This is a genomic window from Pseudomonas sp. HY2-MNA-CIBAN-0224, assembly GCF_040310285.1.
Taxonomy (GTDB): Bacteria; Pseudomonadota; Gammaproteobacteria; order Pseudomonadales; family Pseudomonadaceae; genus Aquipseudomonas; species Aquipseudomonas helleri.
The window spans coordinates 19,101-40,773 of sequence record NZ_JBEOPQ010000011.1 but is presented as its reverse complement, the minus strand read 5'-3'; the positions used below and the strand labels follow the sequence as shown (position 1 = coordinate 40,773).

Sequence of the window (21,673 nt, the reverse complement as noted above, 5' to 3'; positions counted from 1 at the left end):
AAGCCATGCTGTTTACGACCTCTCTGTCAAATATATTGAAAGTCCCCGGGACACTGGTTTAGGGTGGCGCATGCCTCGTGCCGATCATTCTGGATGATTGGCCAGCATTCCGGACACGCCACGCTACACTCGCGCTGGCGTAGGTATTTCAATAAAGAGGAGGACACTCGAATGACCACCCTGACGCGTAGTGACTGGGAACAACGTGCCCAACAGCTGAAAATCGAAGGTCGCGCCTTCATCAACGGTGAATACACCGACGCGGTCTCCAAAGAAACGTTCGAGTGCCTCAGCCCGGTCGATGGCCGCTTGCTGGGCAAGGTCGCCAGTTGCGATAGCGCAGACGCCCAACGCGCTGTCGAAAACGCGCGTGCGACCTTCGAATCGGGTGCCTGGTCCCGCCTGGCGCCAGCCAAACGTAAAGCCGTGATGATCCGCTTTGCCGGCCTGCTCAAGCAACACGCCGAAGAGCTGGCCCTGCTTGAAACCCTGGACATGGGCAAACCGATCAGCGACTCGCTGAACATCGACGTGCCAGGCGCTGCCAATGCCCTGAGCTGGAGCGGTGAGGCCATCGACAAGATTTACGACGAAGTGGCCGCCACCCCGCACAATCAGCTCGGCCTGGTTACCCGCGAAGCAGTGGGCGTGGTTGGCGCCATCGTGCCGTGGAACTTCCCCCTGATGATGGCCTGCTGGAAACTCGGTCCGGCCCTGTCGACCGGTAACTCGGTGATCCTCAAACCGTCCGAAAAATCCCCGCTGACCGCCATCCGCATCGCTGCGCTGGCCGTTGAAGCCGGTATTCCTGCTGGCGTGCTGAACGTGCTGCCAGGCTACGGCCACACCGTCGGCAAGGCGCTGGCCTTGCACAATGACGTCGACACCCTGGTGTTCACCGGCTCGACCAAAATCGCCAAGCAACTGCTGATTTACTCGGGCGAGTCCAACATGAAGCGCGTCTGGCTCGAAGCCGGCGGCAAGAGCCCGAACATCGTCTTTGCCGACGCCCCGGACCTGCACGCTGCAGCCAAGGCGGCGGCCAGCGCCATTGCCTTCAACCAGGGCGAAGTCTGCACCGCAGGTTCCCGCCTGCTGGTCGAGCGTTCGATCAAAGACACCTTCTTGCCGCTGGTTATCGAAGCGCTCAAAGAGTGGAAGCCGGGCAACCCGCTGGACCCATCGACCACCGTGGGCGCGCTGGTCGACACTCAGCAAATGAACACCGTGCTGTCGTACATCCAGTCGGGCCACAGCGAAGGTGCCAAACTGGTCACCGGCGGCAAGCAGATCCTTCAGGAAACCGGCGGCACCTACGTTGAGCCGACCATTTTTGACGGCGTGAGCAACGCGATGAAAATCGCCCAGGAAGAAATCTTCGGCCCCGTCCTGTCGGTGATTGCTTTCGACACCGCCGCCGAAGCCATCCAGATTGCCAACGACACGCCATACGGCCTGGCCGCAGCGGTGTGGACAGCGGACATCTCCAAGGCGCACCTGACTGCCAAAGCCCTGCGCGCGGGCAGCGTGTGGGTCAACCAGTACGATGGCGGCGACATGACCGCGCCGTTTGGCGGCTTCAAACAGTCGGGTAACGGTCGCGACAAGTCGCTGCACGCGTTCGACAAATACACAGAGCTGAAATCCACCTGGATCAAGCTGTAACACAACACGTGTAACACCCTGTGGGAGCGGGCTTGCCCGCGATACTGGCGCTTCGCTGCGCTGGCATCGCGGGCAAGCCCGCTCTCACATTGCATTGACCTTTTTTTGGAGCACAGACATGCGTTGGGCGACCTATTTTGCCGTGCTGGCCTCTGTGCTCAGCGTCGGTTTGGCGCTGGGCGTGAGCATGCCGCTGGTGTCGTTCCGGCTCGAAAGCTGGGGCTACGGCGGGTTTGCCATTGGCGTCATGGCCGCCATGCCGGCCATCGGCGTGCTGGTAGGCGCCAGCGTGGCCAGCAAGCTCGCGGCGCGCGTGGGCACACCGGCCCTGATGCGTCTGTGCTTATGGGCGGGCGCCCTGTCCATCGGCGTGCTGGCGTTGCTGCCCAGCTACCCGGTGTGGCTGGTGCTGCGCCTGCTGATCGGGGTGGTACTCACGGTCATTTTTATTTTGGGCGAAAGCTGGATCAACCAACTGGTGGTCGAGCAATGGCGCGGCCGCCTGGTCGCGCTGTATGGCTGCGCGTACGCCCTCAGCCAACTGTCCGGGCCGCTGTTGCTGGGCGTGGTGGGCTCTGAGGGCGACTACGGCTTCTGGATCGGCGTGGCCCTGCTGACACTGGCGCCCTTGCTGTTGCTGGGCCGCGACGGCGCGCCCGTCACCGAAGCGTACCGCGTGACCTTCAAGGATTTGCTGGAGTTTTGTCGCGGCTTGCCAGCCATTGCGTGGGCCGTGGCGCTGTTTGCCGCCTTTGAGGCGATGATTCTGACGTTGCTGCCCATCTACTGCCTGCGCCAAGGCTTTACCGCCGACATCGCACTGGCAATGGTCAGCACCGTGGTGGTGGGCGACGCCCTGCTGCAACTGCCGATTGGCGCGCTGGCTGACCGCGTGTCACGGCGCTCGCTGTTTACCGGCTGCGCGGTCCTGCTGATGCTGTCGAGCCTGGCGGTGCCGCTACTGCTCAACACCCTGCTGATCTGGCCACTGTGGGTGATATTCGGCGCCAGCGCGGGCGGGCTGTTTACCTTGTCGCTGATCTTGATTGGCGAACGCTACCGCGACGACGCGCTGGTGCGGGCCAACGCCCACGTGGCACAGTTGTGGGGCATTGGCTGCCTGATCGGGCCGCTGGCCGCAGGCGCGGGCAGCCAATGGATCAGCGGCCACGCCTTGCCACTGTTTATGGCCGCCGGAGCATTTGGCCTGGTGATATTGGTGCTGCGCCAAGGCGCATTCGGGGCAGAGCAAACCGCCACCTAGCACTACAACATCTTTTCCAGCCCAACCGTCTTGCTGAACCATGCATTTAGCCGGCGCCACCAACTGCCCGGCTCGCGGGTCAGGCTGTGCAACTGGCCGTGATCTTCGGTCACCCAGACGATCTGCCCTTTCTCCAGCACAGGCTCATAACTCAACGCGTGCGACATACCTTGCAAGGCCAGGTCGCGCGCCTGGGCGGCCAGTTCCGGGCTGTCCACCAGCACGCCGACTTCGGTGTTCCACAAGCCCGAGCGCGGGTCAAAATTGAACGAGCCGATAAACGACTTGCGCTGATCGAAGATCATCGCCTTGCTGTGCAAACTCGAATCAGAACTCAAGCCCGGCTTGAACAGGTGCAACCCGCTGCCGCCCGTGCTCCCCGGCTGACGGCGCAGCTCATACAGCTTGACCCCATGTTCCAGCAGCGCCTTGCGATACGGCGCGTAGCCACCGTGCACAATCGGCACGTCCGTGGCTTCCAGCGAGTTGGTCAACAAACGCACATCAACCCCGGCATCGGCGCGCCCGGTCAGGTACACCAAGCCCGTCTCACCGGGCACAAAGTACGCCGAAATCAAAATCAGCTCTTTGTTGACCCCGGAAAGGTCCGGGGCCAATTGGGTGGTCAGCAATAAGTGCGGATCCGGCTCGCCCTCCGCCAGCACCTTGCTCGGCGCATCCCACAGCGCCTGGTTCCACGCCCAGATCAACTCGCTGCGCCACACGTCCAGTTGCGGATCGGTTTCGTAAGCGGCGAGCTGCTGATACAGCGCCTGATGCGCCGCCTTAGACTGTTTGAGCGAAGCCTCCAGCGCGCCACGGGCCTTGGTCAACTCCACATGGGACAGCCGCGAAGAAACAAAATCGCCAATCGGCTGGCTCAGCGCGCTGTTCCAGTACTGGTCAAAGCTGTGTCCCAACTGCTCAGCCACCGGCCCCACACTGAGCAGGTCGATGTCGGTGAAGTTCAAATCCGGTTCAGCATCGAAATACTCATCGCCCAGATTGCGCCCACCCACAATCGCCACGCTGTTGTCGGCCAGCCACAGCTTGTTGTGCATGCGCCGGTGCTGGCGCGACAGGTTGAACAGCCGCCCCATGGCCCGGGTCACGCCAGTACTGCGGCCCAGTTGCAGCGGGTTGAACAGGCGAATCTGAATGTTGGGATGAGCCGCAAGGGTCGCCAGAATGTCGTCCAGCCCGTCGCTGGCAGTGTCATCCAGCAAGATGCGCACGCGCACCCCGCGATCCGCGGCCTTGAGCAATTCGTCGATCAACATGCGCGTACTAAGCCCGTCATGGACGATGTAGTACTGCAGATCAAGGCTGGTCTGCGCATTGCGGATCAGCTCGGCGCGTGCCCAAAACGCTTCACTGCCTCTGGGCAATAAACGAAACCCCGAACGGCCTTGATACGCCGCCGCCTGATCCAGAATCGAACGGCCAAAGGCCGAGCCCGACGCCGGTAATGCCTGGCTCGGCTCACGGTTGACTTGCACGGTGCTACACCCTCCCAGCCACAACGCGAACAGCAATATGCACAGTGATTTCAACGTGTGGTGCCCCATTAATGCTCGGCATGATTTGCGGCTTGCGCCAACAGCGCGCTGGCAGCTTCACCGACTTTACGCACCGCTTCTTCGATCTGGAGCGTTGGTTTGGCAGCGTAGTTCATTCGTAAACAATGACGGTACTTGCCGGACGCCGAAAAAATACTGCCCACGGCAATCTGTACGCCTTGTGCCAGCAGCGCGCGGTTGAGGCGCAAACTGTCAAAACCGTCCGGCAGCTCCAGCCAGAGCAAAAAGCTGCCCTGAGGTCGGCTGGCGCGGGTGCCCGGCGGGAAATAGCGGCTGACCCAACCGAGCATCAAGTCGCGATTACGCTGGTATTGCGTGCGCATCTTGCGCAAATGGGGCTCGAAATGTCCGTTTTTCAAGAACTCGGCCACGGCCAGTTGCGGGTGTGGCGCCGTTGAGCCGGTGTTGATGTATTTCATGTGCAGCACCCGCTCCAGATACCGTCCCGGCGCGACCCAGCCCACGCGCAGGCCGGGGGCCAGGGTCTTGGAAAATGAACTGCACAAGAGCACGCGGCCATCATCGTCGAACGACTTCACCGTACGCGGGCGCGGGTAGGTGTAGGCCAGTTCGCCGTACACATCGTCTTCGATAATCGCCACATCAAAGCGCTGCGCCAACGCCACCAGCGCCCGCTTACGGGCCTCGGGCATGATATAGCCCAGCGGGTTGTTGCAACTGGGGGTGACCTGAATCGCCTTGATCGGCCACTGCTCCAGCGCCAGTTCCAGCGCTTCGAGGCTGATGCCGGTGAGCGGGTCGGTAGGAATCTCCAGCGCTTTCATGCCCAGACCCTTGAGGGTTTGCATGGCGCCATGAAAGCTCGGCGAGTCAACCGCAACAATATCGCCCGGCTCACACACCGCCCGAATGCTGCAGGACAGGGCTTCGTGGCAGCCGGTGGTGATCACCAGGTCCTGGGGCCCCAGTTGGCAGCCTGAATCGAGCAACAAGCGCGCGATTTGCTCACGCAGGGCCAACACGCCGTAGACGTTGTCGTAATACAGGCCGGGCAAATCGAGGCGCCGGCTGATTTGCGCGAGGCTGCGCAGCAGCGGCTTGATGGTCGGCGTGTACACGTCCGGCATACCGCGCCCCAGCTGTATGACGTCTTTTTGCGGCACCGAACGCACCAGCTCCAGCACCTGCTCCCACTGCGAAATCTCGACCGGACGCTGCGCCGGTTTGCCCATGCCCGGCAAGGCGGGCAACTCGCGCTCCATTGGTACGAAATAACCTGATTTGGGGCGCGGCGACGCCAGTGCCTGGTCCTCCAGCACGCGATACGCCTGCTGCACCGTGCTCAGACTGACACCGTGCTCGACGCTCAAGGCCCGCACCGACGGCAAGCGGTCGCCCGGTCGGTAAAAGCCCTGCTTGATGCGTGTACCCAGCAACTCGGCGAGGTTGATGTATAGGGTCATGGCGGCACTCTCGAAAGGACGACCAGTACAGATCAGGCAAAAACCAAGGATTCAGCGCTCAAAAGCCCGCATCTGTATGCAATTAATAGCCGAATGCTGAATCTGTCATGGTTTTCGGCGCAGGGCCATCATGCTGACTCAATGCAATGGAGTCAAAAGGAGCTGCGCGATGAATGCCTTTAGCGATGGACACCCGAGACCTAACAGCCAGCCCACGCACCTAGGGCGCTGGAGTCTGTTCTGGCATCGCTCCCGCACCCGCCGCGCCTTGCGCAAGCTGGACGCGCAGCAACTGCAAGACGTGGGCTTGAGTGCCGAAGTGGCCAAACACGAAGGCCGAAAACCGTTTTGGCGCTCTTGACACAATCCCTGTAGGAGCGAGCTTGCCTCGCGAGCTTTAAAAAGATCAAAAGATCGCGAGGCAAGCTCGCGCCTACAGTAATCAGGCGAGTTCTTTGAGCCGGTGCCAGAGCATGCCCAGCGCCAGCAACGGCGAGCGCAGGTATTTGCCGCCCGGGAAGGTGATGTGCGGCACCTGATTGAACAGATCAAAACCGGTGCTGTGCTGGCCGCTGATGGCTTCGGCCAGCAACTTGCCCGCCAGGTGCGTGGCGTTCACCCCGTGGCCTGAGTAGGCCTGGGCGTAATACACATTGGGTTGATCCGGCAGGCGGCCAATTTGCGGCAAACGGTTGGCGCCAATCCCGATCATGCCGCCCCACTGGTAATCGATCTTCACGTCTTTAAGGTGCGGAAACACGTCCAGCATTTTGGGCCGCATGTAAGCGCCAATGTCCTGCGGGTCGCGGCCCGAGTAATGGCAAGCACCGCCGAACAGCAAGCGGCGATCTGCCGAGAGCCGGTAGTAATCCAGCGCCACGCGCTGATCGCACACCGCCATGTTTTGCGGCAGCAAGGCGTGGGCCTGGGCTTGGGTCAACGGCTCGGTGGCAATGATGTAGCTGCCTGCTGGGAGAACTTTCCCGCTGAGGTGCGGGTTCAAACCCTGAAGGTAAGCGTTGCAGCCCAGCACCAGGGTTTTCGCCCGGACTGAACCTTGCGCGGTGTGCACGCGCACTTCGGGGCCGTAATCGATGCGGGTGACGGCCGAGTGTTCGAACAATTTTGCGCCCAGTTGCGCCGCAGCGGCGGCCTCACCCAGGGCCAGGTTGAGCGGGTGCAGGTGGCCCGAACCCATGTCGATAAACCCGCCCACGTATCGTTCCGAACCCACCACGGTGTGCACTTCGTTGGCTTGCAGCAAGCGGGTTTCATGGCGATAGCCCAAATCGCGGAGTTCTTGCGCTTCTTCGGCAAAGCCTTCGAGGTCACGGGGCTTGTTGGCCAGGTCGCAGTAACCCCAGGTCAGGTCGCAGGCGATGTTGAACCGCTCGACGCGCTGGCGGACGATCTCCACGGCCTCCAGCCCCATCATCTTCATTTGCCGCACGCCGTCTTTGCCGATTACCCCTTCAAACTGGTCCAGGCCATGGCCGACGCCGCGAATCAGTTGTCCGCCGTTACGCCCGCTGGCGCCCCAACCGATTTTATGGGCTTCAAGCAGGACCACGCTCATGCCGCGCTCGGCCAGTTCCAGCGCTGTGTTCAACCCGGAAAACCCGCCACCGACCACGCACACATCGGCCACCACGTCACCTTGCAACACCGGATGGTCAGGCTGCGACAAGCTGCTGGCGGCGTAATAAGAGGCGGTGTGCTGGCTGCGCTGAACGGGGGCGCTCATGTGCGTAATCCTGATTGTTTATGTTTGGAAAATTTTACAGAGCATAAGCCGTGCCAATCGCGAGGGGCAAGACCGGCCGTACGGTGCTGTCTAGGCCGCCGCTTTTCAGGCAGACTCTGCGGCCTTTTCACGTGCGACGGGCAATAAATGAGCTGCAACAGTCATAAAATCCGCTTTCTCAGGCAGCAAATTCCGTCGTTTGAATGCGTGCCGGGTTGCCATGACTGCTGTGGGCCTGTGACCACGTCATCGGAAGAAATGGCCCGTTTGCCGCGCAAGACCGCAGCCGAGCAAGAAGCCGCCCTGAATGAGCTGAACTGTGTGCACCTGGGGCCGAACGGCTGCACGGTGTATGACGAACGCCCGCTTATTTGCCGCCTGTTCGGCACCACGCCAACGCTGCCCTGCCCCAATGGCCGTCGCCCGCTGGAGATGATTCACCCCAGCGCGGAGAAGCTCGTGCATGAGTACATTGCCAGCACCCGTCAGGTGCTGGTTTAACGCACCGTTATTGGGCCAGGCTTGAAGTGCTTTGCCCTACGGCCAAACCGGCGCGGATCGCGGCCAATGCGGCCAGGTAGTAGGTTTTGCCGTCAGGCGACTCCGCGAACGTCACAAACTCTTCCAGCTCCGGGTCCGACAAGTCGCGGTACACGTACAGCAACGTGTTATCCAGCTCCCCTGCGATCTGCTCCATCAGCCGCTGGCGCTGGCTGTTGAGCGCGCCTTGTACCTGTGTGCTGCCCAGCAGGCCAGGAATCATTGCACTCAGGCTGTCTGCCGCCACACCGGCAATGGCCAGCGTGACCTCGGCCCCCGCCTCGCTCGCCGGCAAGGCGTTGGACAAATGGTTAATCAGCAACTGCCGCGTGGCGCTGGCCTCAACGCGCGGCAAACCTTGCGCGTGCTTGGCCAACTGATCACGGCGGGTGGCCAGCAATTCAGCGGCGACAATTTTACGGCCCAGCTCTGACTGGAAAAAAGTCAGGGCTGGATCTGGATTCGGCAGCTTCTTGCGCATCTGCCCTTTGGCCCGCTGGTCCATCGCCTGCGCGGCAAAACGCTGGCTGCTGTTGTTGACCAGCGCCTGGTAAACCGCAGGCGGCAAGTTGTTGCGGTAGCGCTCTTGAGCGGCATTAAGGGCGTCAGTGAAATGCGCGCGTTGCTCAGGCCAACCGGCAACGGTGAATAGATCATCGAGGTGGTCTGCCCATGCGGGTAACGAACAACACATCATTAACAGTAAAAACAAGCGGCGCATGAAGGACTCCTGTCAGCTAGGCGCTATTGTCCGGGGCCAGCGTAGGACTTGTCGAGAATTCGTCTCGCCCCAGCGGCTTTAAATGACCAGATGAAATATTTCTGCGTGGCCAGCTAGACGGAGCTGTCAGATTTTCGGGCGTATCGATATTATGCGCGCCATGCAAATACCCTCTGATCACCCGCTGTTGCTACGCATCGTCGACGACCTGTACGCGCAGGGATGGTCACAGCAAAACATTTTTCTGCCCGAGGCTTTGACCCTCGAACTGGCGGCTGAGTGCCATAAACGTGCAGCCGAGGGCGAATTGACCCCGGCGGCCGTTGGCCGTGGCCCGGCGCAAGAGGTTCGCGAGGGTATCCGCGGCGACCATATTCAATGGCTGGAGCCGGGAGAGGCTCTAGCCTGCGACAACTATTTAGGGTTAATGGAAAGCCTGCGAATCGCCATGAATCGCAGGCTTTTTTTGGGCCTGGAGGACTTTGAAAGTCACTTCGCGCTCTACCCGCCCGGTGCGTTTTACCTCAAGCACCTGGACCGCTTTCGCGACGACGACCGACGCATGGTGTCAGCGGTGCTTTACCTCAATCAGGCTTGGCTGCCTGAGCACGGCGGGCACTTGCGCATGTACCTTGAGGACAGGGGTGATTACGACGTGTTGCCGACCGGTGGCTGCCTGGTGGTGTTTCTGTCGGGCGAGATCCCCCATGAAGTGCTGCCCGCCACCCGTGACCGGCTGTCATTGACCGGCTGGTTCCGACGCCGCGCCACCGAGGTGCTGCTATGAGCGCCAAGGTGCTGGTCAGCCGCTGCCTGCTGGGCCATCGCGTGCGCTATGACGGCGGCGCCAGCGGCCCCTATGACCAATTGGCGAAATGGCAGGACGAAGGCCGCGTGATAGCGCTGTGCCCGGAAGTCGCCGGTGGCTTGCCCACTCCGCGTGCGGCGGCCGAAATTCCGGGCGGGCAAGGCGTTGAAGTCCTCAGCGGCCGCGCGCCGGTCATCACCACTGACGGCGAGGACGTGACGGCAGCCTTTGTGTCCGGCGCCCAACAGGCGCTGGAGTTGGTCAAACAGCATGGCATTCGCATTGCTATCCTCAAGGCCAACAGCCCGTCGTGTGGCAATCGACTGACCTACGACGGCAGCTTCAGCGGCACCAAAGTGGCAGGCCAGGGCGTGACCGCTGCCCTGCTCAGCGCTGCCGGGGTTCGGGTGTTCAATGAGCTGGAACTGGCCGAAGCTGCGTACGCGTTGGCCGATATTTCCTGATGGCGTAGTCGCTGGTGTAGTCGCTGCCGAAGGCTGCGAAGGTTTGCAGCGTTTTTGAGAAACGGGTTGCTTCGCAACCCTTCGCAGCCTGCGGCAGCGACTACAGTTTTACGGTGTGTGCGTGTAACATCCGGTGCCACTTTGCCCAGGGGATTTATATGAGCGACAAGCAGAAACCACAACCCACTGCCTCTACCGCCAACACTTCACCCGCCGAAAGTGCCGATGCGGCCTTGCACCACATCGTCGATGGTTTTTTACACTTCCATCACGAGATCTTTCCTGAACAGGAAGCCTTCTTCAAAAAACTCGCCACGGCACAAAGCCCGCGTGCGATGTTTATTGCCTGCGCCGACTCGCGCATCGTCCCGGAACTGATCACTCAAAGTGCACCGGGCGATCTGTTTGTGACGCGTAATGTGGGCAACGTCGTTCCGCCTTACGGCCAGATGAACGGTGGCGTTTCCACCGCCATTGAGTACGCGGTGCTGGCACTGGGCGTGCAGCACATCATCATTTGCGGGCATTCGGATTGCGGCGCGATGCGCGCTGTACTCAACCCGGCCTCGCTGAAAAAGATGCCGACGGTAAAAGCCTGGCTGCATCACGTTGAAGTGGCGAAAACCATGGTGCAGGACAACTGCAACTGCGCCAACGAGTCCGAAAGCATGCACGTGCTGACGGAAGAAAACGTGATCGCCCAACTGCAACACTTGCGCACCCACCCGTCCGTGGCGTCGCGCATGGCCAGCGGGCATTTGTTCATTCATGGCTGGGTCTATGACATCGAGACCAGCGCGATCAAGGCTTACGACGCCGACACCGGCACTTTCCGCCCGCTGGACGGAACCAACCCGATCCCGAGCGCAACGCCTAAAGCCCGGTTTTAACCCCCGGACTGCAGGCATGAGCCTCGCGATCTTTTGCCCGTTAAAAGATCACGAGGCAAGCGGGGGATTACAACGCCAGGCCGACGCCCAACTGCTTGGACAGGCACGGCCAACGCTTCCACGCAGCCCCCGTGTCCGGGCTGGTGAGCTTGTCGCGATAGGCTTCAACCGACTCCAGCGCAAAGCTTTCTTCATTGAGCAGTTCATCCACCGCGTGGTGCACGGCCTCATCAAGCTGGTTGGCAAACGCTTCACCGACCAATTGATGGGCGATCAGGTTGGCCACGGTCATGTCCAGCGGAATCAACGGCTGGTGAAAGTGCTTGATGTAGAGATCGTTGACCTCTTCAACCAACCGATGCGCCAAGTACGCTTCGTCGAGCAAGCCCTCTAGCCCTTCATGACCGTCCAGCAGTGATGGGGGCTGAACAAAAAACTGCTCGGCAATTTTCAGCACAGGCTCGATCTGTGATTCGATACCCGCCTCGCGAGCGACCGCATGGGCTGCATCGAGCAAGTCCGGCACCTGGTCGATATAGGCGCTGACAAAACGGGTCATCACCGCGTTCCGATCGGGTTCAGGTAGCTGAATGGCCGAATGCAGGTTGGGAAGGCGGGTCGCCAAATGCCGGGTGAGCAGGCCACTTTTGGCATCAAGTTCTTGGGCACGCGAGATCTGCGCGCGAATATCGGCGGTGTTCATGGGAACTCCAAGGGGGGCGCTGAATCAGGGAAGTGCTTTAAAAGACGCTCACTGCAAAAGAGGGCCTTTTTTTCAGGGGGCGTATTGTCGGTCATTTTTTAATCGGGCAGTGAGTGCCATTTGTCGCGGGGGTCAGGTTTTCATTTTGGGCGCGCATCTTAACCGATCAGTGTTGTACCGTGGCAATGGGCCACAGGCTGTTAACCCGGCCTTCACGTACGCTGTCTTCTCGCGTTGTTTATCGACCACTACGTTGTGATGAACCTATGACTAAAACCCAAAGAAACGTCTTTATCCTGGTCGCGCTGCTGGCGTTGATCATGGGGCTGATCTTCAACAGCCTGATGTCGCGCAGCAGTCAGGGCAACAACACGGCGCTGACCGAGGCCGGGATTATTCTGCTGCCACAAAGTCGCCATCTGCCGGCCATCACCCTGACCAACCAGGACGGTCAGCCGGTGCTCATCAATGAGCTGAAGGACAAGTGGAGCCTGCTATTTTTTGGCTACACCTACTGCCCGGACATCTGCCCGACCACGCTTTCCCAGTTGCGCCAGATCAAAAGCGAGCTGCCAAAAGCGGTACAGGACAAGCTGCAAGTGGTGCTGGTGAGTGTCGACCCGAACCGGGACACCCCGCAGCAGCTCAAAAAATACCTGAGCTACTTCGACCCGCAATTTGTCGGCCTGACACCGGGCTCAACCGAGCAACTGCAAACATTGGCGAACGCCGTGAGCATCCCGTTTATCCCGCCAGATACCAGCAAGCCGAACTACACCGTGGATCACAGCGGTAACCTGGCGCTGATCGGGCCTGACGGCACTCAACGTGGTTTTATCCGCGCGCCGTTCAACACGCAAAAGATGGTTGCCCAGTTGCCGGGGCTGGTAGAGAGGAAGTAAGGGATTAGTACACACATCGGTGGGAGCGGGCTTGCTCGCGATGGGATCACCAAGGTGTGTCATCAGGATTCAATGGTATGAATCGCGAGCAAGCCCGCTCCCACAAGGGGATCGGGTTTGCCCGGATCATCGGTATCAGAACGCCGGCAGGATGGCGCCTTTGTACTTCTCAAGAATGAAGGCTTTCACTTCTGGCGTGTGCAGGGCAGCGACCAGCTTTTTCATGTCTTCAGAGTCTTTGTCGTCCGGGCGTGCAACCAGGATGTTCACGTAAGGCGAGTCGCTGCCTTCAATGACCAGTGCGTCTTTTTCCGGGTTCAGCTTGGCTTCCAGCGCGTAGTTGGTGTTGATCAGCGCCAGATCAACCTGGGTCAGCACGCGTGGAATCGTCGCTGCTTCGAGCTCGCGGAATTTCAGGTTTTTAGGGTTCTCGGTAATGTCCTTGACCGTCGACAGGATGTTTTTCGAATCCTTGAGCTTGATCAACCCCGCCTTGTCCAGCAGCAACAGCGCACGGCCGCCGTTGGTGGCATCGTTCGGGATCACCACGGTGGCGCCATCTTTAAGCTCATCAAGATTTTTGAGTTTGCTGGAGTAAGCACCCAGCGGCTCAAGGTGCACGGCCGCTACGCTGACAAGGTCAGTGCCTTTGGATTTGTTGAACTCATCCAGGTAAGGCTGGTGCTGGAAGAAGTTGGCGTCCAGACGCTTTTCCGCCACTTGTACGTTGGGTTGAACGTAGTCAGTGAACACTTTGACCTTGAGGTTCACGCCCTCTTTAGCCAAAGCCGGCTTAGCGAACTCCAGGATCTCAGCGTGAGGGACCGGAGTCGCCGCCACCGACAGATCACCTGCGTGGGCAGAAAATGCCGCTACAGCGGCCACAGCAGCAAATAACTTCTTCATTCAACAGCTCCTTGTGAACACCTGACTCCAGGTATCTGCCAGCACAACGCTGGCTATTATGTTTTTAAGCGAGGCTTTACTTGCGCGAGAAGTGCACCACCAGCCGATCGCCGACGGTTTGCAGAATCTGCACCAGAATCAACAACAGCACCACCGTGACAATCATCACGTCAGTCTGGAAACGTTGGTAGCCGAAACGAATCGCCAGATCCCCGAGGCCGCCCGCACCCACCACACCCGCCATGGCGGTGTAGGACACCAGCGTAATCGCGGTCACGGTAATCGCTGCAAAAATGCCCGGGCGGGCTTCTGGCAGCAAGGCGCTGGTAATGATCTGACGGGTGCTGGCGCCCATCGACTGGGTGGCTTCGATGATGCCACGGTCAACTTCACGCAAGGCCGTTTCTACCAGACGGGCGAAGAACGGGGTTGCACCGACCACCAAAGGCGGAATCGCACCCGCGACGCCCAGCGAGGTGCCGGTAATCAACACGGTGAACGGGATCATTACGATCAACAGGATGATGAACGGCAACGAACGCAGAATGTTCACCAGCAGCGACAGCAGGGCGTACACGGTTTTTTGTTCAAACAGTTGGCGCGGGCTGCACAGAAACAGCAGCACGCCCAGCGGCAGGCCCAGCAGGATGGTGAACAGCAGCGAACCGCCGAGCATCATCAGGGTATCGCCCGTGGCCAGCCAGATTTCGAACCAGTCGATATTGGTGAAAAAGCTCAGGAGAGAGTCCATTAGCGCAGCACCTCCATATGAACGTCAGCCGCAGTAAAGCGGGCGAAAGCGGCGTCCATGTCGCCACCGGTGATGGCGAGGGTCAGTTGCCCGTAGGGGGTGTCTTTGATGCGGTCGATCCGGCCCGCCAGGATGCTGTAGTCCACACCCGTTTCGCGGGCGATGGTGCCCAGCAGCGGCGCGTAGGTGGCCTGGCCCTGGAACGTCAGGCGCACAATGCGCCCCGGCACATGGGCGAAATCATCGCGCTGCTCGCCTTCGTCGATCTGCTCGTCTTCCTGCACAAATCGCTTGGTGGTCGGGTGCTTGGGGTGCAAGAACACCTCGGCCACCGGGCCTTGCTCGACGATCACGCCAGCGTCCATCACCGCCACTTCGTCACACACACGGCGGATCACATCCATCTCGTGGGTGATGAGCACGATGGTCAGCTTCAGCTCGCGGTTAATTTCAGCCAGCAATTGCAGGACCGACGCCGTGGTTTGCGGGTCGAGCGCGCTGGTGGCTTCGTCACACAGCAAGACTTTTGGCTTGGTGGACAAGGCACGGGCGATGCCCACGCGTTGTTTTTGACCGCCTGACAGCTGCGCCGGGTATTTCTTGGCGTGGTCTGACAGGCCCACGCGCGCCAGCAACTCGGCCACACGTTGGTCGATTTCACTGCGGGACAATTCGCCCGCCAGCGTCAGCGGCATCGCCACGTTGTCAGCCACGGTCTTGGACGCCAGCAGGTTGAAGTGCTGGAAGATCATCCCGACTTGTTGACGGAAACGCCGCAGGCCATTGGCATCCATGGCGGTCACGTCTTCGTTGTCGACGATGATCTGCCCGCCGCTCGGTGTTTCGAGGCGGTTGATCAGGCGCAGCAATGTACTTTTACCCGCGCCAGAATGGCCAATCAGGCCAAATACCTGACCGCTCTCAACACGCAAACTCGTGGAGTGCAGGGCGGGAATGTCCTTACCAGCGACCCGGTAAGTTTTATGAACGTTATGAAACTCAATCACGTAGCGAACCTTGTGGGGCGCGTAAATAGAAGATCAGCGGTTAGCCGGGCGCGCATTTTAGCCTGTCCTTATAGAGGTTCTTAGCATTTATTTGAGCGAAGACCTTTCATTTGGCGATAAGACGACTGATGGTCAGAAATAAGGAACGACCACAACAGGCGCCAGTCAGTACTAACAGCACCTCACATCCCGCAACGGGATATATGTCCAAGAAGCCCAGCCCGTGGGGCTTTCATCAACAAGGAGCTTAGTCTGATGAGTAGCAAAAAACCGTCTTCACCCAAGAGCCAGATGGCCGGCACCGACACCTTGGATCGTGGCAACACGAACGTCAAATTGGAAAACCTCGAAGCCTTCCGCGACGATGCGACCCAACAGGCGCTCAGAACCAATCAAGGCGTGAAGATTGCGGACAACCAAAACACCCTCAAAGCAGGGGCGCGTGGCCCGTCACTGCTGGAAGATTTCATCATGCGTGAAAAAATCACGCACTTTGACCACGAGCGAATCCCGGAGCGCATCGTCCACGCGCGTGGCACCGGTGCTCACGGCTATTTCCAGACCTATAAAGCCCACAGCTCCCTGACCAAAGCCGGTTTTCTGCAAGACCCGGATAAAAAAACGCCGGTATTCGTGCGCTTCTCGACCGTTCAGGGCCCCCGCGGCTCGGGCGATACCGTGCGTGACGTGCGTGGTTTTGCGGTCAAGTTTTTTACCGATGAAGGCAACTTCGACCTGGTCGGCAACAACATGCCGGTGTTCTTTATTCAGGACGCGATCAAGTTTCCTGACTTCGTGCACGCGGTCAAACCCGAACCCCACAATGAAATGCCCACCGGCGGTTCGGCGCATGACACCTTCTGGGATTTTGTCTCGCTGGTGCCGGAGTCTGCGCACATGGTCATCTGGGCGATGTCCGACCGGGCGATCCCGAAAAGCCTGCGCAGCATGCAGGGCTTTGGCGTGCACACCTTCCGCTTCATCAACGCCGAAGGGAAATCACATTTTGTTAAATTCCACTGGCGCCCTAGCGTAGGCACTTGCTCCCTGGTGTGGGACGAAGCGCAAAAGCTCGCCGGTAAAGACACCGATTACCATCGGCGCGATCTGTGGGAGTCGATTGAAACCGGCGATTATCCGGAATGGGAATTCGGCGTCCAGATCATTGCTGAGGAAGACGAACACACGTTCGACTTCGACATTCTTGACCCGACCAAGCTGATCCCCGAAGAACAGGTGCCGATTACACCGCTGGGCAAGATGGTGCTTAACCGCAACCCCGATAACTTTTTTGCGGAAACCGAACAGGTGGCGTTCTGCCCTGGGCATATCGTGCCGGGCATCGACTTCTCTAACGACCCGCTGCTGCAAGGCCGTCTGTTTTCGTACACCGACACGCAAATCAGCCGCTTGGGCGGGCCGAATTTCCACGAGATTCCGATCAACCGCCCTGTCTGCCCTTTTTCCAACAATCAGCGCGACGCTCAGCACCGCAGCACGATCAATAAAGGTCGTGCGTCTTACGAGCCCAATTCCATTGATGGCGGCTGGCCCAAAGAAACCCCGCCCGCCGCGCAAGACGGGGGCTTTGAGTCGTACCCGGAGCGCATCGACGCCAACAAAATACGTCAGCGCAGCGACTCGTTCAGCGATCACTTTTCCCAGGCCCGGCTGTTTTTCAACAGCATGAGCAAGCATGAACAAGAGCACATCATCGCGGCCTACAGTTTCGAACTGGGCAAGGTTGAGCGCGAACACATCCGCGCACGCCAAGTGGATGAGATCTTGGCCAACATCGACCTTGAGCTGGCCCGGCGTGTCGCCGAAAACCTGGGGTTGCCCGCACCCAAGGCCGGCACTGTGCCTGCGCGCAAAACCAGCGTCAGCGCTTCGCCCGCGCTGAGTCAGGCCAACTTGCTGCCGGGCAATATCAAAACACGCAAAGTGGCCGTACTGGCCGCCAACGGTGTCGAGGGCAAAGCCATTGAAGCGCTGAAAAAGGCGCTGACCGCTCAAGGCGCCCACGCCAAATTGCTCGGGCCGACGTCTGCCCCGGTCAAAACAGCAGAGGGCCAGTTGCTGAACGTGGACGGCTCGATGGAAGGTTTGCCGTCAGTGGCTTTTGACGCCGTGTTTGTGCCGGGAGGCGCAGAGTCGATCAAGGCACTGAGTGGCGACGGGGTGGCGCTGCATTACCTGCTGGAAGCCTACAAGCACCTCAAGCCCATCGCCGTGCACGGTGAAGCCAGGCAACTGTTGGATGTGCTGCATTTGCAGGTGGATGACGGGTTGTTGGCGATCAAGGACGCTCAGGACCTGAAGGCGTTTTTTGCAGCCATTGCGCAGCATCGCGTCTGGGCACGGGAACCGAAGGCCAAGGCTATTCCGGCTTAAGGGGTAGACGCCTGGCCGTTGCCCAAGTGCTATTAGCGCTTGGGCAACGGCCACGCTCTTTATTCGGGCTTGCTGGGCGTCAGCACCACTTGCGCTGGCACATGGCGGATGATCTGACGCTCAAGGCTCAGGTCAAAGCCGGGGTCGAGCTTTTTCACACGTTTACTGATCAACGTGGCCAGCCACGGGTAATCAGCGGTGCGTGGCACCTGCAGGCTGACGGCGCACTGATAATTGACAATGTCTTGCGCGATCAAATCCAGTTGATGGCGAAGTTTGCCAATATCGGTGATGTTCAAGGTAACGGTGGTGAACGGCGCCGCCGGGTCAATGACCTTGGCCGCTGGCCGCGCTTCCGCCGCCTTGAGCGCGGCTTCGGCTTTGTCCAGCTCGGCCTTGCGCGCCTGGGTGATGGCGCTGTTGACGCCACCTGTCAGGGCCGGGGCTTTAGGCATTAATGCCCGTGCACGGCTCAAGGCCGTCGCAGCGGAGTTGACATCACCTTTTTGCAGCAAGATCTGGCTGCGTTGCAGGTAAGCCTCAGCCAATTGGCGCTGATACTGCACCAACTGCGGGTCATCCGGGGTTTGGGCCTGCAAGGCGGCCAACTGGTCTTCGGCGGTCGCGAGTTCGCTGCTGGCCAGGTTTTGCTCCAGCTGTGCGATGGCACCGGCACGCGCTTGCTCGACCTGATTGACGGCCGGTGGCGTGCTTTGGCAGGCGCCCAGCAGCAAGGAAAATGCGGCCAGGAGCACATAACGTGAGTTAAACAGCTTCATTCCTGCGGCTCTCTAAGTGCGCAAAAAACGAGCAAGTCTACACCCCTCGACGGGGCAGAACAAAACTCAGCAGAAACAGCGCGGCAGCACACACCACAATGGAGGGCCCGGCAGGCGTGTCTTTGAACCACGACAAGGCCAGGCCACCACACACTGCCAGCATTCCCAGCAACGTCGCGCCAAACGCCATTTGCTCCGGAGAGCGGGCATGCCGTTGGGCGGCAGCAGCAGGGATAATCAACAACGACGTAATCAGTAGCACACCGACAATCTTCATCGCTACCGCGATCACCACCGCAATCAACAACATCAGGGCCATGCGCAGCGTTGCAACGGGTAAACCCTCAACCGTCGCCAGCTCTTCGTGCACGGTAATGGCCAGTAAAGGCCGCCACAGCGCCACCAGCAACGCCAGCACCACCGCGCTGCCGCCCATAATCCACATCAAGTCAGTCGGGCTGATCGCCAGCAGGTCACCAAACAGGTAAGCCATCAGGTCGATCCGCACTTCATGCATGAAGCTTAGTACCACCAGCCCAAGGGACAAGGTGCTGGGGGCGAGAATTCCGAGCAGCGTGTCGGAAGCCAGTGGCTGACGCTGCTGCAACGTCACCAGCAACACCGCCAGCAACAGGCAACCAACGGTCACGGCAATCGCCGGGCTAACATCCAGCAAAAAGCCCAATGCCACGCCCAACAAGGCGGCGTGGGACAAGGTATCGCCGAAATAGGCCATGCGGCGCCACACCACAAACGAGCCCAAAGGACCCGCCACCACCGCCAAAGACAAACCTGCCAGCAGGGCGTAAAGCAGAAAATCAGCCATGCTTGCAGCCTTCTCCATGAACGTGGGCATGCGCCGGGGCGGCGCCTTCAGTGACCACCGAGCCATGCAGATCATGGGCGTGGTCGTGATGGTGGTGATAAATCGCCAGGCTTTGTGCGTTTTTGCCGAACAGTTCAACGAAGGCCGGGTCGCCACTCACCTGCTCCGGGTGGCCAGAACAGCACACGTGGCGATTGAGGCACACCACCTGATCGGTGGTGCTCATGACCAGATGCAAATCGTGGGACACCATCAGCACGCCGCAGCCATGACGGTCGCGCAGGCGAGTAATCAAGCTGTACAGCTCGGCCTGCCCGGCCACATCAACGCCCTGCACCGGCTCGTCGAGCACCAGCAACTCGGGTTTGCGCAGCAGCGCACGGGCCAGCAGCACACGCTGCATTTCGCCCCCCGAGACACTTTGCACCGGGCTGTCGATGACCTTTTCGGCGCCGACCTCTTTCAAGGCGGCAAGGGCCTGGGCCCGGTCCACACCCGGCACCAGGCGCAAAAAGCGCAGCACCGAGAGCGGCAACGTAGGGTCAACGTGCAGCTTTTGCGGCATGTAGCCGATGCGCAACTTGGGTTTGCGCCAGACGCTGCCGCTGGTGGGCTTGAGCAAGCCCAACACCGCTTTGACCAGCGTGGTTTTACCGGCGCCGTTGGGGCCGATCAGGGTCACGATTTGGCCCGGCTCAACGCTCAACTCAATCATGTCGAGCACGTTTTGCCCGGCAAAGGTCACGCAGACCCCTTCAAGACGTATCAGCGCAGCGCTCATCAAGCCTCCCGGCAACCCGAACACAAACCGAGCACTTCCACGGTTTGCCCTTCGACAGTAAAGCCGACATCGCGTGCGCTGCTGATAATCGCGTCACTGATGGTTTTTTGTTCAAGCTCGATGGCCGCGTGGCACGTGCGGCAGATCAGGAACTGGCCTTGGTGCGCGTGCTCGGGGTGGCTGCAGCCGATAAAGGCGTTGAGCGATGAAATACGGTGCACCAGGCCATTTTCCAGGAGGAAGTCCAGCGCGCGGTACACGGTGGGCGGCGCAGCGCGGCGGCCGTCTTGCTCGCTGAGCACGGCCAGAATGTCGTACGCGCCCAGCGGCTTGTGGCTCTGCCACACCAGCTCCAGCACCCGCCGACGCAACGCCGTCAGGCGCAGGCCCTTTTGCGCGCACAGAACGTCCGCTTCAGAGAGCGCGCTGTGGACGCAATGAGAGTGGTCGTGGGGACGGCTGGCAAGCGGTGCAATAGACATGGGCGGCGACGATTTCCGAGAGAGACGTTATTATGTTACCCGTTTCAGCTGCCATGAGTGCCCATCGTGTCCCGTATTTTTGCGATTTTTATTGCTTTGTCTGCCAGTTTGTTGGTGATTAACCCGGCTCACGCCGAGGTCAATGTACTGACCAGCATCAAGCCGTTGCAGCTGATTGCCGCGGCTGTGCAGGACGGCGTGGGCAAGCCCGAGGTACTGTTGCCGCCCAATGCGTCGCCGCATAACTATGCGTTGCGCCCCTCCGACGTACGGCGTGTTCAGTCGGCTGACTTGCTGTACTGGATCGGCCCGGACATGGAAGGCTTTATGCCCCGCGTGATCAAAACCCGCACCTTGCCCTCAGTGGCCGTGCAAAGTTTGCCGGGTTTGAAGCTGCGCCATTTCTCCCAGGACAGCCATTCCCATGACGAAGATGCGGCGGCGGAGCATGATCACGATCACCGTCCTGGCACCCTCGACGCGCACTTATGGCTGGCGCCGGACAACGCCCGGGTGATTGCAGCCAAAATGGCCGCCGACCTGAGCGAAAAAGACCCGGCCCATGCGCCGCAATACCAAAGCAATCTCAAGGCCTTCAATGAGCGTCTGGATGCGCTGGATGCACGCCTGAAGACGAGCATGGCCGCGATTGTGGACAAACCGTTCTTTGTTTTCCATGAAGGTTACGACTACTTCGAAAGCGCCTACGGCCTGAAACACACCGGTGTGTTCAGCGTGGCGTCTGAAGTGCAGCCGGGTGCCCAGCACGTCGCGGCCATGCGCCAGCGTTTGCAAGAAGTTGGCAAGACCTGCGTCTTCAGTGACCCGCCGCTGCGCCCGCGCCTGGCCGACACCCTGACCGCCGGTTTGCCGGTCAAACTGGCCGAGCTGGACCCGCTGGGCGGCTTCACCCCGGCCACCGCGCAGGGTTATGAGCAACTGCTGGAAAAACTCGGCAACGACCTGGCAGGCTGCCTGAACAGCCTGTAAAGGCATAAACACCTGTAGCCGCTGCCGCAGGCTGCGATGGGTTGCGCAGCGA

Annotated in this window: 22 protein-coding genes; 10 read left to right on the top strand and 12 right to left on the bottom strand. The window is 60.1% G+C overall.

Going from position 1 to position 21,673, the window contains the following annotated elements:
• Positions 1-171 precede the first annotated feature (171 nt).
• Both AAEZ03_RS08175 and AAEZ03_RS08170 read left to right on the top strand, forming a co-directional pair.
• Positions 172-1,665 (top strand): aldehyde dehydrogenase, encoded by a 1,494-nt coding sequence (locus AAEZ03_RS08175; protein ID WP_048372429.1) that lies wholly within the window; start codon positions 172-174, stop codon positions 1,663-1,665.
• A 118-nt stretch (positions 1,666-1,783) separates the two neighbouring features.
• On the top strand, positions 1,784-2,929 hold the full coding sequence (locus AAEZ03_RS08170; RefSeq protein WP_153390049.1) for an MFS transporter: 1,146 nt from the start codon (positions 1,784-1,786) through the stop codon (positions 2,927-2,929).
• 2 nt (positions 2,930-2,931) lie between these two features.
• Here the strand turns inward: AAEZ03_RS08170 and AAEZ03_RS08165 are convergent, their stop codons facing one another.
• Together AAEZ03_RS08165 and AAEZ03_RS08160 are read right to left on the bottom strand one after the other, a co-directional pair.
• Positions 2,932-4,497 (bottom strand): phospholipase D family protein, encoded by a 1,566-nt coding sequence (locus tag AAEZ03_RS08165; protein WP_350577600.1) that lies wholly within the window; start codon positions 4,495-4,497, stop codon positions 2,932-2,934.
• Positions 4,497-5,933: an aminotransferase-like domain-containing protein gene (locus AAEZ03_RS08160; protein WP_350577598.1), complete on the bottom strand. Its 1,437-nt coding sequence runs from the start codon at positions 5,931-5,933 to the stop codon at positions 4,497-4,499. Before AAEZ03_RS08160 ends, AAEZ03_RS08165 begins: the two co-directional genes overlap by 1 nt.
• 169 nt (positions 5,934-6,102) lie before the next feature.
• Between AAEZ03_RS08160 and AAEZ03_RS08155 the strand changes: the two genes are divergently transcribed.
• Complete coding sequence (locus AAEZ03_RS08155) at positions 6,103-6,294, top strand: DUF1127 domain-containing protein (protein ID WP_350577595.1); 192 nt, start codon at positions 6,103-6,105, stop codon at positions 6,292-6,294.
• 81 nt (positions 6,295-6,375) lie between these two features.
• On the opposite strand, the gene AAEZ03_RS08150 is transcribed toward AAEZ03_RS08155, so the two are convergent.
• Positions 6,376-7,677: an NAD(P)/FAD-dependent oxidoreductase gene (locus tag AAEZ03_RS08150; RefSeq protein ID WP_350577592.1), complete on the bottom strand. Its 1,302-nt coding sequence runs from the start codon at positions 7,675-7,677 to the stop codon at positions 6,376-6,378.
• A gap of 147 nt (positions 7,678-7,824) precedes the next feature.
• On the opposite strand from AAEZ03_RS08150, the gene AAEZ03_RS08145 reads away from it, so the two are divergent.
• Positions 7,825-8,178: a YkgJ family cysteine cluster protein gene (locus tag AAEZ03_RS08145; RefSeq protein WP_048372442.1), complete on the top strand. Its 354-nt coding sequence runs from the start codon at positions 7,825-7,827 to the stop codon at positions 8,176-8,178.
• Between the two features lie 7 nt (positions 8,179-8,185).
• Here the strand turns inward: AAEZ03_RS08145 and AAEZ03_RS08140 are convergent, their stop codons facing one another.
• Positions 8,186-8,938: a hypothetical protein gene (locus AAEZ03_RS08140; RefSeq protein ID WP_350577589.1), complete on the bottom strand. Its 753-nt coding sequence runs from the start codon at positions 8,936-8,938 to the stop codon at positions 8,186-8,188.
• Positions 8,939-9,089: 151 nt separating this feature from the next.
• On the opposite strand from AAEZ03_RS08140, the gene AAEZ03_RS08135 reads away from it, so the two are divergent.
• The 3 genes from AAEZ03_RS08135 to AAEZ03_RS08125 all read left to right on the top strand — a co-directional run bounded on the left by AAEZ03_RS08135 (position 9,090) and on the right by AAEZ03_RS08125 (position 11,100).
• Positions 9,090-9,725: a 2OG-Fe(II) oxygenase gene (locus AAEZ03_RS08135; RefSeq protein ID WP_350577586.1), complete on the top strand. Its 636-nt coding sequence runs from the start codon at positions 9,090-9,092 to the stop codon at positions 9,723-9,725.
• Complete coding sequence (locus AAEZ03_RS08130) at positions 9,722-10,210, top strand: 2-thiouracil desulfurase family protein (protein ID WP_350577583.1); 489 nt, start codon at positions 9,722-9,724, stop codon at positions 10,208-10,210. Before AAEZ03_RS08135 ends, AAEZ03_RS08130 begins: the two co-directional genes overlap by 4 nt.
• 158 nt (positions 10,211-10,368) lie before the next feature.
• Complete coding sequence (locus AAEZ03_RS08125; RefSeq protein WP_048372451.1) at positions 10,369-11,100, top strand: carbonic anhydrase; 732 nt, start codon at positions 10,369-10,371, stop codon at positions 11,098-11,100.
• Between the two features lie 67 nt (positions 11,101-11,167).
• Here the strand turns inward: AAEZ03_RS08125 and AAEZ03_RS08120 are convergent, their stop codons facing one another.
• Complete coding sequence (locus AAEZ03_RS08120; protein WP_350577579.1) at positions 11,168-11,803, bottom strand: hypothetical protein; 636 nt, start codon at positions 11,801-11,803, stop codon at positions 11,168-11,170.
• Positions 11,804-12,069: 266 nt separating this feature from the next.
• On the opposite strand from AAEZ03_RS08120, the gene AAEZ03_RS08115 reads away from it, so the two are divergent.
• Positions 12,070-12,705, top strand: coding sequence for an SCO family protein (locus AAEZ03_RS08115; protein ID WP_153390055.1), 636 nt, complete (start codon positions 12,070-12,072; stop codon positions 12,703-12,705).
• A 135-nt stretch (positions 12,706-12,840) separates the two neighbouring features.
• Here the strand turns inward: AAEZ03_RS08115 and AAEZ03_RS08110 are convergent, their stop codons facing one another.
• The 3 genes from AAEZ03_RS08110 to AAEZ03_RS08100 all read right to left on the bottom strand — a co-directional run bounded on the left by AAEZ03_RS08110 (position 12,841) and on the right by AAEZ03_RS08100 (position 15,369).
• Positions 12,841-13,611 carry a MetQ/NlpA family ABC transporter substrate-binding protein gene (locus AAEZ03_RS08110; protein WP_350577576.1) on the bottom strand — a complete coding sequence of 257 codons (771 nt, stop codon included), beginning with the start codon at positions 13,609-13,611 and terminating at the stop codon, positions 12,841-12,843.
• A gap of 76 nt (positions 13,612-13,687) precedes the next feature.
• Entirely contained in the window at positions 13,688-14,362 is a 675-nt protein-coding gene (locus tag AAEZ03_RS08105; RefSeq protein WP_048372458.1) for a methionine ABC transporter permease, read from the bottom strand.
• Positions 14,362-15,369: a methionine ABC transporter ATP-binding protein gene (locus AAEZ03_RS08100; RefSeq protein ID WP_048387105.1), complete on the bottom strand. Its 1,008-nt coding sequence runs from the start codon at positions 15,367-15,369 to the stop codon at positions 14,362-14,364. The genes AAEZ03_RS08105 and AAEZ03_RS08100 overlap by 1 nt, the downstream gene beginning before the upstream one ends.
• A gap of 201 nt (positions 15,370-15,570) precedes the next feature.
• Here AAEZ03_RS08100 and katE point away from each other — a divergent pair, with 201 nt between their 5' ends.
• A complete protein-coding gene (gene katE, locus AAEZ03_RS08095) occupies positions 15,571-17,763 on the top strand; it encodes a catalase HPII (protein WP_350577672.1) in 2,193 nt (730 codons plus the stop codon).
• 59 nt (positions 17,764-17,822) lie between these two features.
• Here katE and AAEZ03_RS08090 read toward each other — a convergent pair whose 3' ends face one another.
• From AAEZ03_RS08090 to AAEZ03_RS08075, 4 genes are read right to left on the bottom strand one after another with little or no spacing between them, the layout of a single operon-like run.
• Positions 17,823-18,542: a PA5502 family lipoprotein gene (locus AAEZ03_RS08090; protein WP_282363739.1), complete on the bottom strand. Its 720-nt coding sequence runs from the start codon at positions 18,540-18,542 to the stop codon at positions 17,823-17,825.
• Positions 18,543-18,579: 37 nt separating this feature from the next.
• Positions 18,580-19,368 carry a zinc ABC transporter permease subunit ZnuB gene (gene znuB / locus AAEZ03_RS08085; RefSeq protein ID WP_048372465.1) on the bottom strand — a complete coding sequence of 263 codons (789 nt, stop codon included), beginning with the start codon at positions 19,366-19,368 and terminating at the stop codon, positions 18,580-18,582.
• Positions 19,361-20,149, bottom strand: coding sequence for a zinc ABC transporter ATP-binding protein ZnuC (znuC, locus tag AAEZ03_RS08080; RefSeq protein WP_048372467.1), 789 nt, complete (start codon positions 20,147-20,149; stop codon positions 19,361-19,363). Before znuC ends, znuB begins: the two co-directional genes overlap by 8 nt.
• Entirely contained in the window at positions 20,149-20,631 is a 483-nt protein-coding gene (locus AAEZ03_RS08075; RefSeq protein ID WP_048372469.1) for a Fur family transcriptional regulator, read from the bottom strand. Before AAEZ03_RS08075 ends, znuC begins: the two co-directional genes overlap by 1 nt.
• 66 nt (positions 20,632-20,697) lie before the next feature.
• On the opposite strand from AAEZ03_RS08075, the gene znuA reads away from it, so the two are divergent.
• On the top strand, positions 20,698-21,621 hold the full coding sequence (znuA, locus tag AAEZ03_RS08070) for a zinc ABC transporter substrate-binding protein ZnuA (protein WP_350577569.1): 924 nt from the start codon (positions 20,698-20,700) through the stop codon (positions 21,619-21,621).
• Positions 21,622-21,673 lie beyond the last annotated feature (52 nt).

Bases quoted from the DNA above. Each gene is read 5' to 3' on its own strand.
- AAEZ03_RS08175 (WP_048372429.1), top strand. From the start codon at position 172: ATGACCACCCTGACGCGTAGTGACTGGGAACAACGTGCCCAACAGCTG.
- AAEZ03_RS08170 (WP_153390049.1), top strand. From the start codon at position 1,784: ATGCGTTGGGCGACCTATTTTGCCGTGCTGGCCTCTGTGCTCAGCGTC.
- AAEZ03_RS08165 (WP_350577600.1), bottom strand. From the start codon at position 4,497: ATGGGGCACCACACGTTGAAATCACTGTGCATATTGCTGTTCGCGTTG.
- AAEZ03_RS08160 (WP_350577598.1), bottom strand. From the start codon at position 5,933: ATGACCCTATACATCAACCTCGCCGAGTTGCTGGGTACACGCATCAAG.
- AAEZ03_RS08155 (WP_350577595.1), top strand. From the start codon at position 6,103: ATGAATGCCTTTAGCGATGGACACCCGAGACCTAACAGCCAGCCCACG.
- AAEZ03_RS08150 (WP_350577592.1), bottom strand. From the start codon at position 7,677: ATGAGCGCCCCCGTTCAGCGCAGCCAGCACACCGCCTCTTATTACGCC.
- AAEZ03_RS08145 (WP_048372442.1), top strand. From the start codon at position 7,825: ATGAGCTGCAACAGTCATAAAATCCGCTTTCTCAGGCAGCAAATTCCG.
- AAEZ03_RS08140 (WP_350577589.1), bottom strand. From the start codon at position 8,938: ATGCGCCGCTTGTTTTTACTGTTAATGATGTGTTGTTCGTTACCCGCA.
- AAEZ03_RS08135 (WP_350577586.1), top strand. From the start codon at position 9,090: ATGCGCGCCATGCAAATACCCTCTGATCACCCGCTGTTGCTACGCATC.
- AAEZ03_RS08130 (WP_350577583.1), top strand. From the start codon at position 9,722: ATGAGCGCCAAGGTGCTGGTCAGCCGCTGCCTGCTGGGCCATCGCGTG.
- AAEZ03_RS08125 (WP_048372451.1), top strand. From the start codon at position 10,369: ATGAGCGACAAGCAGAAACCACAACCCACTGCCTCTACCGCCAACACT.
- AAEZ03_RS08120 (WP_350577579.1), bottom strand. From the start codon at position 11,803: ATGAACACCGCCGATATTCGCGCGCAGATCTCGCGTGCCCAAGAACTT.
- AAEZ03_RS08115 (WP_153390055.1), top strand. From the start codon at position 12,070: ATGACTAAAACCCAAAGAAACGTCTTTATCCTGGTCGCGCTGCTGGCG.
- AAEZ03_RS08110 (WP_350577576.1), bottom strand. From the start codon at position 13,611: ATGAAGAAGTTATTTGCTGCTGTGGCCGCTGTAGCGGCATTTTCTGCC.
- AAEZ03_RS08105 (WP_048372458.1), bottom strand. From the start codon at position 14,362: ATGGACTCTCTCCTGAGCTTTTTCACCAATATCGACTGGTTCGAAATC.
- AAEZ03_RS08090 (WP_282363739.1), bottom strand. From the start codon at position 18,542: ATGAAGCTGTTTAACTCACGTTATGTGCTCCTGGCCGCATTTTCCTTG.
- znuB (WP_048372465.1), bottom strand. From the start codon at position 19,368: ATGGCTGATTTTCTGCTTTACGCCCTGCTGGCAGGTTTGTCTTTGGCG.
- znuC (WP_048372467.1), bottom strand. From the start codon at position 20,149: ATGAGCGCTGCGCTGATACGTCTTGAAGGGGTCTGCGTGACCTTTGCC.
- AAEZ03_RS08075 (WP_048372469.1), bottom strand. From the start codon at position 20,631: ATGTCTATTGCACCGCTTGCCAGCCGTCCCCACGACCACTCTCATTGC.